At 43.8% G+C, this 16,593-nt stretch carries 13 protein-coding genes; 3 read left to right on the plus strand and 10 right to left on the minus strand.

Features of this window, described 5'->3' with window-relative positions; all coding sequences use genetic code 11:
• Positions 1-21: 21 nt before the first annotated feature.
• From HWQ39_RS32940 to HWQ39_RS32960, 5 genes are all read right to left on the minus strand, one after another.
• A complete protein-coding gene (locus tag HWQ39_RS32940) occupies positions 22-990 on the minus strand; it encodes a TIGR03032 family protein (protein ID WP_292854200.1) in 969 nt (322 codons plus the stop codon).
• A gap of 311 nt (positions 991-1,301) precedes the next feature.
• Positions 1,302-2,732, minus strand: a complete 1,431-nt coding sequence (locus tag HWQ39_RS32945; protein WP_292854202.1) for an Ig-like domain-containing protein — start codon at positions 2,730-2,732, stop codon at positions 1,302-1,304.
• A 789-nt stretch (positions 2,733-3,521) separates the two neighbouring features.
• Entirely contained in the window at positions 3,522-5,240 is a 1,719-nt protein-coding gene (gene cobJ / locus HWQ39_RS32950; protein ID WP_292854204.1) for a precorrin-3B C(17)-methyltransferase, read from the minus strand.
• A 335-nt stretch (positions 5,241-5,575) separates the two neighbouring features.
• Complete coding sequence (locus HWQ39_RS32955) at positions 5,576-5,965, minus strand: hypothetical protein (RefSeq protein WP_292854206.1); 390 nt, start codon at positions 5,963-5,965, stop codon at positions 5,576-5,578.
• Between the two features lie 504 nt (positions 5,966-6,469).
• Positions 6,470-6,637, minus strand: coding sequence for a CopG family transcriptional regulator (locus HWQ39_RS32960; RefSeq protein WP_179065628.1), 168 nt, complete (start codon positions 6,635-6,637; stop codon positions 6,470-6,472).
• An 858-nt stretch (positions 6,638-7,495) separates the two neighbouring features.
• Here HWQ39_RS32960 and HWQ39_RS32965 point away from each other — a divergent pair.
• Positions 7,496-8,695 carry an acyl-CoA dehydrogenase family protein gene (locus tag HWQ39_RS32965; RefSeq protein ID WP_292854209.1) on the plus strand — a complete coding sequence of 400 codons (1,200 nt, stop codon included), beginning with the start codon at positions 7,496-7,498 and terminating at the stop codon, positions 8,693-8,695.
• 115 nt (positions 8,696-8,810) lie between these two features.
• On the opposite strand, the gene HWQ39_RS32970 is transcribed toward HWQ39_RS32965, so the two are convergent.
• The 5 genes from HWQ39_RS32970 to ssuD form a co-directional block, all read right to left on the minus strand.
• On the minus strand, positions 8,811-9,761 hold the full coding sequence (locus tag HWQ39_RS32970) for a D-2-hydroxyacid dehydrogenase (protein WP_292854211.1): 951 nt from the start codon (positions 9,759-9,761) through the stop codon (positions 8,811-8,813).
• 244 nt (positions 9,762-10,005) lie between these two features.
• Positions 10,006-10,953: a D-2-hydroxyacid dehydrogenase gene (locus tag HWQ39_RS32975; RefSeq protein WP_292854213.1), complete on the minus strand. Its 948-nt coding sequence runs from the start codon at positions 10,951-10,953 to the stop codon at positions 10,006-10,008.
• A 356-nt stretch (positions 10,954-11,309) separates the two neighbouring features.
• A complete protein-coding gene (locus HWQ39_RS32980; RefSeq protein ID WP_292854215.1) occupies positions 11,310-12,080 on the minus strand; it encodes an ATP-binding cassette domain-containing protein in 771 nt (256 codons plus the stop codon).
• A gap of 47 nt (positions 12,081-12,127) precedes the next feature.
• The gene (gene ssuC, locus HWQ39_RS32985) at positions 12,128-12,961 is read right to left on the minus strand and encodes an aliphatic sulfonate ABC transporter permease SsuC (RefSeq protein WP_292854216.1); all 834 of its coding nucleotides are present in this window, start codon (positions 12,959-12,961) and stop codon (positions 12,128-12,130) included.
• Positions 12,962-13,091: 130 nt separating this feature from the next.
• A complete protein-coding gene (ssuD, locus tag HWQ39_RS32990; RefSeq protein WP_292854218.1) occupies positions 13,092-14,240 on the minus strand; it encodes an FMNH2-dependent alkanesulfonate monooxygenase in 1,149 nt (382 codons plus the stop codon).
• Between the two features lie 410 nt (positions 14,241-14,650).
• Here ssuD and HWQ39_RS32995 point away from each other — a divergent pair, with 410 nt between their 5' ends.
• Both HWQ39_RS32995 and HWQ39_RS33000 read left to right on the plus strand, forming a co-directional pair.
• Positions 14,651-15,454: a TVP38/TMEM64 family protein gene (locus tag HWQ39_RS32995; protein WP_292854220.1), complete on the plus strand. Its 804-nt coding sequence runs from the start codon at positions 14,651-14,653 to the stop codon at positions 15,452-15,454.
• A 107-nt stretch (positions 15,455-15,561) separates the two neighbouring features.
• On the plus strand, positions 15,562-16,578 hold the full coding sequence (locus HWQ39_RS33000) for a glycosyltransferase family 2 protein (protein WP_292854222.1): 1,017 nt from the start codon (positions 15,562-15,564) through the stop codon (positions 16,576-16,578).
• Positions 16,579-16,593: the final 15 nt, after the last annotated feature.

Below are 16,593 nucleotides of genomic sequence, written 5' to 3' on the forward strand. Positions count from 1 at the left end.
TTTACAGAACGAATTCGATGTTCAACAAATACTCGCTTGCATGAAAACTCTTTGTAACCCCAAGGCTTTGGGTTGACGTACTCCAGGCAGCACTACTACATCAAATAGTTCTTCGACTACGCCATCGAAGCGCAGCCAATGGACGATTTCGCCATTGCTCATGTCAATCACCATCAGTCCGCACTGGGCGACTTTGTTTTCTTGTGTCAATCTGGTTTCTAAAGCTAACCCACTAAAGGGACGCGCCCGGAGTTTCGATAAACCCACCACTGCATATTTGTCCCAAAATGCCAACCCCCGCCCAAAACCAGGACAGAAGGTTAACGGCACAAATTGACCAGCTTCGATATACCCCAACTCCCCCGTGCCGGAATTGAGTAGCCACAACTTACCGCCATACCAACGCGGTGAGTGGGGCATGGATAACCCGGTGGCAATGATATCGTTGGTTTGCACGTCGATAACAACCCCACCTTTGACGCGGTGATTGCGCCATCCAGCGGCGGTGTCCGTGCTGCTACAGGCGGTGACGTAGGCTGGTTCACCGTCACGCATCGCTAACCCGTTGAGATGACAACGGTCTTCTGCCACCAATTTGGAGATAAAGGGCGGTTGCCACAGGGGAACAAAACTGTAGTCGTTGCTGATGGTGGCTAGGCAACTAAAATCTGTGTTGACAAATAGCAGTTCTTCTGATTTGTCTAAGACGACATCGTGAACATTGAGATCGCCAGTGGTGTAGGCGGTGCGGGGAATGTAAAGGCAATCACTTTGTTGATAAATCTCCTCTGGTGCCAGATAATTATCAAAACGCCAAATTTGATAACGTGTGCTAACAAACAGACTGTTATTTATCCCATACATCCCCATTGGTTTGTCAAATAACCGCTCGTGTGCTGCGACTCTACCTTGCTGATTACAGCCGATAAAAAACAGGCGATTTGTTTGATAGGTAGTGAAGGCAAGGCTTACAAACTGGGTTTCAGCCAAGGTACAAAGTCCGGTGAGCAGGTAATCTCTAATTTGGGCACAGTTAAAGTTGACATGGGGTTACTGCAAAGCAAAAACTAAAACTTGCTTACGCATGAATTTAAACTTGATAAAGTACTACGGTTTCAGCACGTTATTAGAAAATTCGGTAATCGGTAATATCGTTTGATGCGATCGCAACTAGGTATAGGGTGATTCCTGTTGTTTTCAGCGCGTTTGAATTAAATACGCTTTATGGGCGAAAAGGCGATCGCGTTTGAGATCAAAAGAAAATGCGATCGCATCACCAATCAACCAAAAAGGCTATAATCCTACACCGTTAAGAAATCAGCAGATGTGAGGGTAGTGGTATTAAACCCAGTCAACACCGCTAGGGTTTGATTGTTTTGACGAATTTCATTACCAGAGAAAGTTAACTGATTGAACGTCAAACCGCCAGCCAAGGCGATTTTATCGCTCTGACCTAAACTAAAGTCGGTAAAGGTATCCCGATCTGTTGCTGCTGCCAAAACGAAGATATCGCTACCAGTCCCGCCAGTCAGGCTATCATTACCCAAGTCGCCTTTGAGGAAATCATTACCTGCACCACCAACGAGTAGGTCTTGACCGTTACCGCCCAAAAGGCTGTCATTGCCGTCACCGCCATAGAGTTTGTCATCACCATCGCCGCCAATCAGGGAGTCATTACCCAAGTCGCCATAGAGTGTGTCTTGACCGCTACCGCCCAAAAGGCTGTCATTGCCGTTACCGCCATAGAGTTTGTCATCACCATCGCCGCCGTCGAGGGAGTCGTTACCGCCATTACCATAGAGCGTATCTTGACTATTAAAGTCATTAATAATGTCATTGCCTGCGGTACCGTTAAGGAAATCATTATTACTAGTACCGTTGAGGTTTGACCCAACTGCTACTGTTACCAAACCAATGTCACTGCCGCCATTGCCATCGCTGACGGTATAGTTAAAGCTGCCATTGCCACTGAACCCAGTAGTTGGGGTAAAGAGAACGAAATCATCTGCCGTGTTGCTGGCTGTGCCGTTATTGTTAAGGACGGCAGTACCGTTAGTAACACTGCTGACACCAGTGATGCTAAGGGGGTTGCCGTCGGGATCGGTATCGTTAGCTAACAGGGTACTTGCCGAGATGCTAACGGCAGTATTTTTGGCAGTGGTGGCACTGTCGGGGTTAGCGACGGGGGGGTGGTTGGTTGCAGTGACGTTAATCGTGCCGTAAACATTATCGTTATTGGTGGCTGTTCCGGCATCATCTGCTGCACTGTTGCCACTAAAGGTAGGATTACCTACAGAATTGACGGTAGGAAGCACCGTAGGCATTCCCTGGTTATTACCGTTGGGATTGGTGAGGGACTGCATGATGAAAATCCCCCCACCTAAACCTTGACCATTTTGAAAACCCGTGCCGCCTGTAGCCGTGTTGTTGGTAAAGCTGGTGTTGTTGAGGGTTAAAGAACCACTGCGGACAAAGATACCACCTCCTAGTCCAGCACCGCCGCCACCTTTGTAGCCGCTAGCACCGCCAGCACTACCACTGTAGTAGCCGGGCACCGCCACCGCCGTAGCCACCATTGCCGCCATTGTTAAAGCCAAAGCTGAAGCCACCGCCGCCAAAGTCTCCGTTGCCGCCATTGCCAAAGTTTTACTTAAATCATTCGCGTAATGGATTGTACAGCGATCGCCTTGATCAATGCATCGGATACTTGTCCTATTTTTGACTAGGATCAATGACCTATAATCCACTAGGTCATTGATCCTATATATCTATAATTTTGTTCTGTTTTCTGATTTGCAGAATCAACATTCATCTGCGTGAGTAGCAGTAAACTACGGTGAAATTACTGCGTTATCTATAAAACAAGTTTCTTATGAAATTAGGTAATGACTATTATTTCAAGCCTTTTGGGTATATTTGCTGGCATTTGCCTATATGTTGGTCTATTACACTTGCTAATTGCTTCTGCGCGATTAAAATCTGCACTGCATTTCTGGTTTGGGTTAACCTGCTTGCTGTGTACAAGCTATATCTTGGCTCTTATGGGCATAGCAATTATGAAAGAACGGGCTAAATCCATCGGCGCTATTTTTCATTTGTCAAGCTATCCAGGGGAGGGGACTGAGATTGTCCTGAGTTGGTCAACCGGTATCAATAAAATAGGGAGTGGGGAGTAGAAAATTAGGCGTTAAGCATTAGACATCTCCGAAAACAGTCAAAGCCATTGTGTGACTAGACTGTAGCCCGTAAATGCAATCATCTTAAATTAGCTAGTCTGTACGATAAAATAAGACTTTGAGATATTTACTGTTGATAATTAGGCAAAAATATCTAGTTACACCAGATTGCAGGTAAGTGAGGTACAAATTTTAAGCACAAAGCCATATAAAATGTTCCATATTTAAATTGCATAACCTGGGCGGGCAAGATGCCCACCGCACAAGAGTTATGTTTAATTCGATTATGCAAATTAGAGTTTTTTAGCCGATCGAAAGAGTTTCAACCTTGTTCCCTACTGGCTGTTAGGTATAGCGACGCGGTGTATAAACCCAGATGCTACCATCGCTGCGCTTGATGGTTCTGGTTTTTGTAGAACCAACGAGAATAATTGTCCGCATATCAGCGCTTGCTGGTGTTAACTGGTCAAGTGCGATCGCTTTTACCGTCTGTCCTGGTCTACCGAGATTCCGTGCTAATACTACTGGTGTATCTGGTGTGCGATGTTGCAGCAAAATATTTCTCGCTTCTGCTAGTTGCCAGGTACGCTCTTTGGAAACAGGATTGTAGAAAGCAATCACAAAATCAGCCTCAGCAGCAGCGGTAATTCGTTGTGCGATTGCAGACCAAGGTTTCAAGATATCAGAGAGGGAAATAGCACAGAAGTCATGCCCCAGGGGCGCACCAATGGCTGCTGCTGCTGCCTGCATTGCAGAGATGCCTGGAGCTACATGAATGTCAATACTTTCCCATTCAGGTTTATGATCGCGACCGCATACCTCAAAAACTGCTGTTGCCATTGCATAGATACCGGGGTCGCCAGACGAAACTACAGCTACATATCGCCCAGATGCGGCCAAATCAAGAGCCATCTTTGCCCGTCCTTCTTCTTCGCGGTTGTCAGATTCATGCCGTTCTTTGCCATCAGCCAGAGAACCAACTAAATCTAAATACGTTTTATAACCCACAAGGTCAGTTGCCGATTTGAGTATCTCCTTGACTTCTGGAGACATCCATTGCTCCCCACCAGGGCCCGTGCCAATAATCGCTAACCGTCCGCGTGGCTGACCGATGGTGTTGGGGTCAATTGGTTGCGGGGCAATAGCGATCGCAATGTTAGGAGAAGGGGAAGATAAGGGAGATGTACCTGTAGCGGCGATCGCTGCCGCTTGGGCGGGGCTATAACCTTGTGAAAGTAGACTTTCTAGCTGATTTTGGGTAAAAAAGCGGACAGGTACTCCCAAGGCGCTAGCGACGGCGTGGATTGTGGGATCGGCGGCGATAGCGATGGGTGCAAACATGCCGGCGACTGATGCTTTTTCTAGTTTGGCATCAGCTAGTAGCTGTTGGACTAAAGCTACTGCATCATCAATGATGTCACTAATTGCGATCGCGATCGTTGCTGGGTGGTAGATAAGACTGTTGGCTGTGGGAGTTACCAAACGTTCTGTAACTTGAATGGTCAAATCTCCCTGTGGATCTATGGGCAATTTACTATTGCTCAACCAAGGCGCTATTCCTTCTAGCTTGACTTGTGCCCCAGCTAGCAAATCTGAGATAAATTTTTTAGCGTCGTCTGGGTTCGCTAAATGGTATCCAGGGGGAGGAGATAACAGCGTTGTGCCCAAACGTAAATCGCCTGTGGTCGTAATTGCAGGTTTGACATCCAACGCTTCAGCAATGCGGCGTGCCAAATCATTTACCCCACCAAGTCCACCCAATAGGGGGACAACAGCGCTACCATCTTCAGCCACAGCTAGCACTGGTGGTTCCTGTCGTTTATCTGAAAGTAGCGGAGCTAACGTCCTAATTAAGATGCCGGCGGCACAAATACCAATCAGCGGCCTTCCTTGGGCAAATAACTCGCGCAACGTCTCGCCAAAGTTAGTAAAGCTGATATCAACTCCAGATGTGCGACCCTCTAGACCGTATAGTGTCGCCCCTGGTAGCACTGTGATTATTTTGCGTGCTACTATCACGCTATTTTGACCTAATATTACAATGGCGGGTGCAACGTTAATCATTACTTAATTACGAATTACGTTAGCGTAGCAAGGCGTAGCCCATTACGAATTATTTAATTAGCACTTTAAATAAATGTTCTTAGAAATTGCTGTGGTGTAGTCTTGTAAAGACTTCATGGGGATAGCCGCAAGTTTGAGTTACACCTTCAGTTTACAGCGATCGCATTCTCTCAAAAAAGTGCGATCGCTTCTTAATTTGGGGACTGTAAACTCCTAAGATTTAAGTGGAGATTGGGATTCCAAGCAAATATCCAAAGTATTTTTTCCCCAATTCCTAGTTCCCAACCCCCATTACCCCTTATCCCCAGAGGGGGCCCCACCATCTCCAATCCAACTCAACTCACTTTACGCTCTTTCAAGACTTGATCTAACAAGTTTCTAGCAGGTTGTGCTTTCGCCAACGCTACTTGATGGTCGTTATAAGCACGAACAAGCCGAGAAAGACTGCTCACACCTGCCTTGAGTTGCTCAAGTTCTTCACCAGCTACCAGTTCTCCATCCAGCATCCGCCCAATCAATGGTTTGATATCACCCACTTCCTGCCGGACTTTTTGGAGTTTTTCTAGGGTACTGAGTAAAGTTTTTAGTGAGTTCAATATATCGTCAATATCCTGGGCATCTTCTAGTGGTTCAGGCGAATTTTCAATTGTTGCCGTGTCTTTGTCTGAAACTGTAGGCAATTCCTCTACAGACGTTTCACTTGTAACCCCGTTTGCTCGTGCCATCAACGCTTCCTCAAGGAATTTTCCTCAGTGTATCGCTGATCTCAAGTTCCCAAAGATAGTATTGTCATAATTCGTTAAACGAGATTGCATACATTTGAGTATATCCCTCTCATCCTTAAAGCCAAGGTTGGTAAATTACAGAAGAATCCACAGCTTTGTTATTCAGTTATTATTGCCTTAAAACCGCTTCACTGAGTCGAGGATTCCTGGGAGCATCCCAGTTTTTTGCAAATTTGAAACCTACGGAGGTGGGTTTTGTTTGTTATAGCCGCGAATTCTATTCGCCAGGGCAGGCTCCAAAAAACTGCGATTAGCACGTCCAATAGGCAAAAGTCAGAGTGGAGACTTTCTCCACTCTGAACTTTGTAAGAGAGTGTTTTTATTTAAATCCTCTAACTTTAGCTATGAGGATTCACTGCTAGCTGATAACTGTTAAGCACTATATTTCATTCACAAATTGAGATAGATGTACTTACCCTGGTTTTATTTTTTGTACAGTCTGATTTACGAGAGTTCAGAAGCTTTTTCCTCTTTAGAAGAAAGAGAGCGAATCAACTCCCGAATTACATCAGTCGCAGGTCTCCCCGTTATTGAACAGTATTGTTCGAGCTTCTGTGCCTCGCTTGAGGTAAGGTTTATGGTAAGTCGTTTAGCAGCCCATTTTTTATTCATGTATTAGTAGACAAGCTATGTTTTTAAACTACTTCTCTAATATCAATCATGTAGACTGCTACTACAATGGTATAACTAACGACATTTCATTCAAGTAATCGTGAAGTTGGATAGGATGTTTTCCTAAGCAATTAGTGAAGATGTCTAATATCTTGTAAAGTATAAAGTTTAGCTACTTTACAGACAGGAATTATAAAATAAATGTAAAAAATATCAATATATAGGAATTAAAAGTAAGTATTATCACATAAATTTTAACGAAACTGTTAGCAAATTGATCGGTGAGCTAACCCATCAGCCCAAATTCCTTGAAAGCGGCGGGAAACTCCATCCCGCAAATAGGTGGAAAGGGATAGCCGCTCCGCCGCTTTAGTCATTTGTCATTGGTCATTGGTACTAATGACTAAAAACTCCATCCCCTTGTGGGTGGAGTTTTTTATCATAGAGGTTGGTTTAAACAAGAGAGGCAAGAGTAATACTGCTATCTGTCTCCTGCCGCGACGCCTTCAGAGAAAGGGTTTAGGTCAGAAAACAAAAGCACCATCGTTAGCTTGACGGACTACTAATGATTTGTTCAGGTGTGGAGCGATCGCAGAATCTTCTTGTTGGCTTGCTCTGTGGAAACTGTTTATGTCATACTTACGAAGCTTATATCTACTAAAATACGACCGATTTTAAGTAGTATTGTTAGCGATCGCCAAAAAACTTGAGATCGAGATGAACAAAAGAAAGCAGGATTTAGACTACAAGTAGTTGCGATCGCTTAACTTCGATGGAAGCATCTACAAGTTTGCAGAAACATCAACTTTTTGTGGGATGAGATTCAGTAGTAGTAAAGTGAGTTTTAAAGGAGTATTTATGTCACAGTTGAAGCAAGCAGTGCCAGACACCTTTGTAGCCAAAGGCTTAGAAACTCTCCCCAATATTTTCGAGCGAGTTGAGGCTCTAGCCAAGGACTTTGCCACCCGTGCAGGGGTACATGACAAAGATGGTTCCTTTCCCTTCGAGAATTTTACTGCTTTGCATGAAGCAGGATTACTTAGCCTGACCATCCCGCGTGAATTCGGTGGTCAGGATTTGGGGCTGCCAGCTATCTGCCGAGTGATTGAAGGGATAGCGCGTGGTGATGCTTCCACCGCATTAGTACTGACAATGCACTACCTTCAACATGCCCATGCGTCCCGTAGCCGTCGCTGGCATCCAGAAGTATATAAGCAGCTGTGTCGTGAATCGATCGAAGGTATTGCCCTGCTGAATGCTGCCCGTGTTGAACCAGAGTTAGGAACCCCAGCTAGAGGCGGATTACCTGCGACAATTGCCGAACCAACAACAGAAGGCTGGCGTTTAACAGGACATAAGCAGTACACCACGGGCAGTCCCATTCTCAGTTACTTTGTTGTTTGGGCACGGACAACTGAGGATGAACCACAAGTTGGAAGTTTTCTGGTTCCGCGCGATCTGCCAGGTTTGCAAATTGTCGAAACCTGGGATCACTTGGGGATGAGGGCTACAGGTAGCCACGATCTCATTTTAGAGAATGTATTAATTCCCTCAGAATATGCTCTCAGTATCAGTCCTATATCTACTGCACCATCCTTTGATCCGCTAATTTCCACTTGGGGTAGTTTGACAGTAAGTGCTTTATATCTCGGTGTGGCTACTAATGCGCGAGACTGGCTCACTAAATATCTTTGGGAGCGATCGCCTTCTAATCTTAAAGAGCCACTGGCAACTTTGCCCCGCTTCCAAACTGCTGTAGGTGAAATAGAAGCACTCTTGTTTGCTAACAATAGATTGATTTATAGTTTGGCTGAAGATATTGACAAGGGCGAGTATGAGCCGAACATCGGATTACAAGCACAATCTGTTAAATATCTCACCACAACTAACTCAATTCGTGCCGTGGAGATTGCCTTAGAATTAACTGGTAATCCTGGTCTATTAAAGAGAAATCCTTTAGAGCGACACTACCGTGACGTTTTGTGCAGCCGTATCCATACACCGCAAAATGATGTTATTTGCCAATCTTTAGGGAAGTCGGTGCTGAAAGTTAAGTGATATGGGGACTGGGGACGTGTAAGGGCAGGGGGCAGGGAGCAGGGGAGAAGAATTTTTCCCTCCGCCCCCCGCACCCTGCCCCTCTGCCCCTCTGCCTCTTTTCAATGCCCAATATTTAGTATCCAGCTTGCTTATCTACAACATTCCGCAAAGGCTGACCGGTTTGGTAGCGTTTGAGATTGTCGATAAACAGTTGTGCTATGCGTCCTCTTAGACGTGGCGATAAGGCTGAACAATGGGGTGTGATAAAGGCGTTCGGTAGCGACCATAAGGGACTTTCCGATGGCAGAGGTTCGGTTGCAACTGTGTCTAATCCAGCGCCAGCAATCCATCCTTCACGTAATGCGGTGATTAATGCAGCTTCATCTACTATTTCACCACGAGCAATATTAATTAGATAAGCAGACTGACGCATAGAGCGCAATGCAGCTTCGTCAATCAAACCTTTAGTTTCTGGAGTTAATGGTGTAGCAAGAACTACATAGTCTGCTTTCGGGAGAAGCGATCGCCACTCATCAGTACCCACAACCTTGTCAAAATTCGGTAGGGGTTCGGGATGGCGGCGACTACCCCAAACTGTGACTCCAAAGGCTTTAGCACGAGATGCGATCGCTTGACCAATATTCCCAGTGCCGAGAATTAATAAAGTTGCGTCTGCCAACTCTTCGAGAAATACTCCTCTTACCCAAGTGTGTTCATCCTGCAAAGTTTGCAATTTTCGCAGATTCTTGGCGTGATACAGCATGAATGCTAATACAAATTCTGCAATTGGGATTGCGTGAACCCCTGCGCCATTAGTGAGAATAATATCCTTTTGCAAAAAAGTTGGTGTGAGGATATGATTCACGCCAGCGCTTGGTGACTGTTGCCAACGTAGTGCGGGTGCTGCTGTCAGTACTTTGTCAAGGGTAGAAGTTTTTAGGTAAAATCCGTTGACATAAACTTCGGCATCACTGGCATCACCATCAAGATTACCTTCACTATCCACCTCCACAACATCTATATTAGATGGTAGGTGTGGCTCAATATCTGCAATTAAATGATCTGGTAAGATTAGTTTCACCATTTGCTACTTCCTGATTCCATTTTGGATTTTCAAAGTGATTGGGGACTGGGTATTCTTAGGAAAACTAATTCCCAGTCTCTAGGGCGTGTTTTTAAACCCCAAATTAGACTTGATTGCAGATTTGATTGAGAGACAAAACCCAACGTTTACGCTGCTTTACTGGGTTTAGCTTCCCTATGGAACGCTACTCGAACGCTTAACTCAACCTAAATTTCGAGGTTGAAAATAAAACCATCCCCAGTCCCTAATATCCTGCTTCTTTGTCTACTACATTTCGTAACGGTTGACCAGCTTGGTAACGCTTGAGATTATCGATAAATAGTGCTATTGAACGTTGTTTACTTTTTGGGGAATGCCCGGAAGTATGGGGTGTGATAAAGATGTTAGGAAGTGACCACAAAGGACTTTCTGGTGGTAACGGTTCAGAGTTAACTGTATCTAATGCTGCACCTGCAATCCAAGCTTCTGTAAGCGCTTGGATTAATGCCGATTCATCAACTACGCCACCGCGAGCAATATTAATTAGGTAAGCATGATTTGGTAGCGATCGCAATACAGATTCATCAATAAATTCTTTGGTTTCGGGAGTTAGGGGTGTTGCAATAACTAGATAATCAACCTCTGGTAGGAGCGATCGCCATTCATCAGCACCCACTACTTTATCAAAATTGGGTAACTCTTGGGGATGACGGCGACTGCCAATAATTCTTAAGCCGAAGGGTTTAGCACGGGCGGCAATTTCTTGACCGATACCACCAGCGCCAAGAATTAGCAAGGTTGCATCTGTCAACTCTTCGATAGCAAAGCCTCTTTTCCAGTGACGTTCCGCCTGTAAAGCATATAACTCTGGCAGGTGTTTGGCATGAGCCAGTATATAAGTAATTACAAATTCTGCGATCGGAATTCCATGTACTCCCGCCCCATTTGTGAGAATAATATCTCTCTTCAAATAAGTTGGTGTCAGGATGTGATTCACCCCTGCATTTGGTGCATGATGCCAACGTAATTTAGGTGCTGCTTCTATTATTTTATGCAACGTCGGACTTCTGGATAAAAACCAACTGAAATAAACTTCAGCATCGCTTGCATCGCCGTCTAAATTTCCTTCAACATCTACCCTGACAACCTCTGTATCAGGTGGTAGATGAGGCTCAATGTCAGCAACGAGATCGAGCGGTAATATCAGTTTCATGGTAGATAACCTCTTTTATATTTATAGAACTATTTCTATAAGTTGCTTCTGTTTTCCTAAAAAATAAAGTTACTATTTTCTAATAACACCAATTCTAATAATTATTTTTAATTACAGATAAAGTCCCTAAAAACCAAAGTCATACCATGATATTTAACAATCCTTTTCAACACTATAATTTAAATCATTCATCAAAATCTCTTTTTATTCTCTCTGCGTTCTCTGCGTCTGGGCGGTTATTTATCAAAAATTATATTTTACAAATCATATAATATTATATTGATAAAATTATTTCTCGAAGTAGCCTATTTACCGCAGCTACCTCAAGCATTCTATTAATCAACTAACGCTAAATCTTAACTACTCAACTGCAACAATTGATTATTTGGTTGAGAACCTTCATTGCTCATGACTCGCTCTAAAACGGCTTCTCTGATATTGATAAACACTTCGCTACTTCTGTCTCGCGGCCGTGAAAGTCTCACAGGTAAATCTACAGAAATCTGTCCTTCATCAATCACTATCACTCGATCTCCCAACGCCACAGCCTCTTCCACATCATGAGTAACCAAAAAGGCAGTAAATCTCCGCTCTTGCCACAGATTTTCAATCAAACCCTGCATCTCTAAGCGAGTTAAAGCATCCAAGGCTCCCAAAGGTTCATCTAACAATAACAAACGGGGTTGACTAACTAATGCTCTTGCCAATGATACCCGTTGCCGTTGTCCACCAGATAAAACATGAGGCCACTCATCAGCCCGATCTTTGAGTCCGACTTTATCGAGTGCCCACAAAGCTTTTTCACGCCAATCACCTTGCAAGCCTAACCCTACGTTTTGGATAACGCGCTTCCACGGTAACAAACGGGGGTCTTGAAACATCACTCTTACAGAACCACTGAGTCTACGTAGTGGTTCTCCATCTAGTAGTATTCCGCCGGAAGTTGCTTTATCTAATCCTGACACAAGACGCAATAAGGTACTCTTACCACAACCACTTCGTCCGACAATAGCGACAAACTCACCTGCTTCAACTTCTAAATTGAACGAGTTTAAAACAGTTTTCTTGCCAAAAGCTTTCGTCAAATCCAAAATACTTAGTTGTGTACCCTGTACATTTGAACTCACTTGCAAAACCTCCTTGTTTACAACAATTGGAATTTAATTACTTACATTTATGACTTTTGATAATTGGGGTTCCAAGCCAAGAATTTTGTTTCTAATCCTCTGGCAACGGTGTCTGCTAATTTACCCAGTAGTGCATAGATTACAATACTCAAAACCACAACATCGGTTTGCATAAACTCACGGGCATTCATTGCCATATAACCAAGGCCGGAATCTGCCGCGATCGTTTCTGCCACAATTAGTGTCAGCCACATAATCCCCAAGGAAAAACGGACGCCAACAAGAATTGAAGACAATGCTCCTGGAAAAATGATTTGCCACAGAAGTTGTGGTGTTTTCAATCCATAGACTTTTCCCATTTCAATCAATCCAGGATCAACACTACGGATGCCATGAAATGTATTGAGATATAACGGGAAAAATACCCCCATAGACACTAGAAATAATCTAGCTTGATCGCCAATACCAAACCAGAGAATCACTAGGGGAATTAATGCCAAATTGGGGATGGTACGGAGCATTTGCAAGGAACTATCCAAAAACTTTTCTGCTACGCGGGAAAAGCCATTGAGTAATCCCAAACCGAAGCCAATACTGCCACCAACTATAAAACCAGATATTGCCCGTCCAGCACTAATTCCTATATTTTGGAACAGTTCTCCAGTTGAGCCTAGTTTAATCGCTGTAGCGATTACACCACTTGGCGCTGGTAAAATTCTGGTTGAAAGTAGACCAGTTCTGGAAGCAAGTTCCCAAAGAACTAATATGGTAATAGGCACAATCCAAGGAACTATCTGCTGAAATTGTTGATTTTCCCACAATTCGTTCAGGGATATTGGATTGTTGTTATTGCTTTTGGTGCGTTTAAGGGTAATAGTCATGGAATTTGGTATTTTAGATTTTAGATTGTCCACAAGGATGAATCTAGAAGCAGCAAATTTCGGATTTTAGACTTTAAATTTGGCGTTTTTACTTAATCCAAAGTTCCAAATCCAAAATCTAAAATTGGCATCATGAAGCACTCGTTAGTTGTTTAGAAAATTTTTCATTGGCGATGATTTCGCCAACAGGACTCAAAACTGGTGGTGTTAAAGGTGCAGGTTCGTTCTGCAAAGGTAGACGTGGAAATAATAATTCAGCGGTACGATACGCTTCTTCTAAATGGGGATATCCAGAGAAAACGAAAGTTTCTATCCCCAAATTGCGATATTCCAGCATCCTCGCGGCAACGGTGTCGGGGTCTCCAACTAGGGCCGTACCAGCACCACCCCGCACCAATCCAATTCCTGTCCACAGGTTGGGGCTAATCTCTAAAGTTTTTTTACTACCGCTATGTAGTTGGCTCATGCGCCGCTGTCCTTCAGAGTCAGAACTAGCAAGGCCTTTTTGAGCTTTAGCGATCGCATCCTCATCCACATACTTAATTAGCTCATTGGCCGCATCCCAAGCAGCTGACTCGGTTTCTCGCACAATTACATGCAGGCGAATCCCAAAACGGACTGTTCTACCTTGTTCAGCCGCTAATTTTCGGACTTCGGCAATCTTTTGAGCCACTTGTTGCGGAGGTTCGCCCCAAGTCAGGTAAACATCTATATGTTTAGCAGCAACCCGCTTGGCAGCAGCAGATGAGCCGCCAAACCACAAAGGTGGATAAGGTTTTTGTACTGGTGGGAATAAGAGTTTACCGCCTTTGATATCCAGGTATTTTCCCTGAAAATCGACTGTTTCCCCGCTGATAATACCCCGCCAAACTGTCAGAAATTCGTCGGTTAAATCATAGCGATCGTCATGACTAAGATGCAGTCCATCACCGGCCAGTTGTACAGGATCTCCACCTGTCACCACATTAATCAACAATCTTCCTTTAGAAATCCGGTCAAATGTTGCTGCCATTCTTGCAGCAGCACCAGGGGAAGTAATTCCTGGACGAATTGCCACCAGAAATTTCATCTGCTTGGTGACAGATATAAAAGCAGCGGCAGTTATCCAAGCATCTTCACAAGAACTTCCTGTGGGTAACAATGCGCCCGTGTAGCCTAAATTATCTACAGCTTGGGCAATTTGCTGCAAATAATCAGGTGTAGCAACACGAGAGCCTATATTTGTGCCTAAATAGCGTCCATCATGAGATCCAGTAGGAATAAACCAAAGAATTTGCATCTGTGTCAGGCAGGGTAAGGATAAAGTCTACGGTAGCTCGACCGAATTGCCGTAGTTTATAGTCAGTATTTTACAGGAAATTATTTAAAACGCCAGTAATAGATTAACGATTCATAAAGAATAACTGCCCACAAAATTGACTTTTTCATGAGCAGTTCTGATAATCATGACACTTTTGTTGCAACAATGGCTGTCGTGAAGAATACAAGTTTTGTGTTAATTACTCACATTTTTCTGTGATTCTGAAGTATTTACCTTCGGTTTGATCGATAGAAGCCTTGCTCCTTGTAGTTTCTTTGTCTGTGCCTGAATAAAGGTTATGATCGCTCATGGCTAAAACTATCTAATATTATAGACATTTGCTGAAAAAGAATGTAGAGACAGGAACTTGAATTGGGCTTCTCTACGAGATGCGATCGCCCCGCTACGCTAAAGTGCTTCCACAAGGATTTAAATTTGAGAAAGATTGGGTTGAGTTACAAAAAAGTAGGAGTAAAGTTCTAGTGTGGAACTTGAAAGCTGGTATCTTGCTACTCACACTGAGTTGCATAATTGCAACTGGTATAGCAGTATATCTTCTTGGCGGTATTGAACCAGCCCAAATCCAAGCATTGCTAAAATCTTCTGGTATTTGGGCACCTGTGATTTATATTGCCCTGTACGTTGTCGCAACGATGTTAGTTTTGCCCTCAACGGTACTAAATTTGACTGGAGGTGCAATTTTTGGCCCTTGGCTGGGTACTGTCTGGACTAGTGTTGGAGCAGTGATTGCGGCAATAATTGCCTTTATTTTTACTCGGACTATTGGACGCCAAACAGTGGCAAAACGACTAGCAGGACGCTGGCAAGCTATGGATGCTGAGGTGCGTCGGGGAGGGCTTTTTTATATGTTTGCCATCCGACTAGTACCGATTATGCCCTACGGCTTGGTCAACTTTGTTGCAGGACTGACTTCGATCAGCTTTAAAGATTATGTTTTAGGTACAACACTAGGAACAGTACCAAGTGTCTTGCCTTTTGTACTACTAGGTAGTTCTGGTTTAAAAGCAGTCAATACAGGCGATTTCTTGCCGCTAGTACTTGCCTTAGGCTTAACGGCAACGCTGGTAGCAGGGTCTACTTGGTATCGCCATCGTCGGACTTTTCCTCAAAAAGCTGTAGAAAGGCTTAAAGAATCAGACTCTTCAGATGATATTAACTCAAAGAATAAATAAATTATAACAATCTAACTTGAGTTTTACTAAGTATACTGAGAACCAAACCCTTGCGATCACAAGCAGTCTGTCAGCTTGGCTGTTCAAAAATTAAACAAAATTTTTAGATGCTACCAAAGTATTCATTCATTGTTCCAATTTATAACGAAGAAGAAATTATTCCAGAACTATACCGTAGACTGAGCGCAGTAATGAATCGGCTGGATGGTCTTGTCGAATTAATTTTGATCGATGATGGTAGCCGCGATCGCTCCCTACAATTACTGCGAGACCTCCATCAAAAAGACCCGCGCATTTGCTACTTGAGCTTTGCTCGTAACTTTGGTCATCAAATTGCAGTTACAGCGGGTCTTAATTTTGTTCGGGGTCAAGTTATCGTCATCCTAGATGCTGACCTACAAGACCCACCAGAACTTATCCCCGACATGGTTGAAAAATGGCGACAGGGCTATCAGGTCGTCTACGCCCAACGCACTCAACGTCTTCAGGAAGGATGGTTTAAGCGTTTGACTGCCTATTCCTTTTATCGCCTCCTTAAGAAGTTGGCAGATGTAGAGATTCCTACTGATACAGGCGATTTTTGTTTAATGGATCGGCAGATTGTAAATATTCTTAATTCTATGCCAGAACGTACCCGTTATATTCGTGGTCTACGTTCTTGGGTTGGCTTTCAGCAAACAGCAATTAGGTTCGAGCGCGACCCCCGCTTTGCTGGGGAAGTTAAATATACTTTTAGCAAATCCTTGGCTCTTGCTATTAATGGTCTAGTGTCCTTTTCAATAGTGCCACTGCGATTATCAACCTACTTAGGGTTAGTAGCGGCGGCGGCGGCCATCTTGATGGCTCTATTAGTCTTGTATTGGCGTCTTTTTGTGCCTCATTCGCCTTTAACCGGGTTTACGATTATTTTGATGGCAATTTTCTTTCTCGGATCTGTCCAGTTGGTTAGTGTTGGCATCTTGGGTGAATATATAGGACGCATCTACGAAGAAGTTAAAGCCAGACCCCTCTATACTTTGGCAGAGGTAGCTGGTTTTGATCGCAAATCTTCCAACTCAACAAGCAATCCTGACAAACTAGATAATCTAGAAGATCCTACTATGCAAAATCTAGATAAGTATTGACAAAGAAAGGCAGTC

The organism is Nostoc sp. NMS8 (genome assembly GCF_017115045.1).
GTDB lineage: Bacteria > Cyanobacteriota > Cyanobacteriia > Cyanobacteriales > Nostocaceae > Nostoc.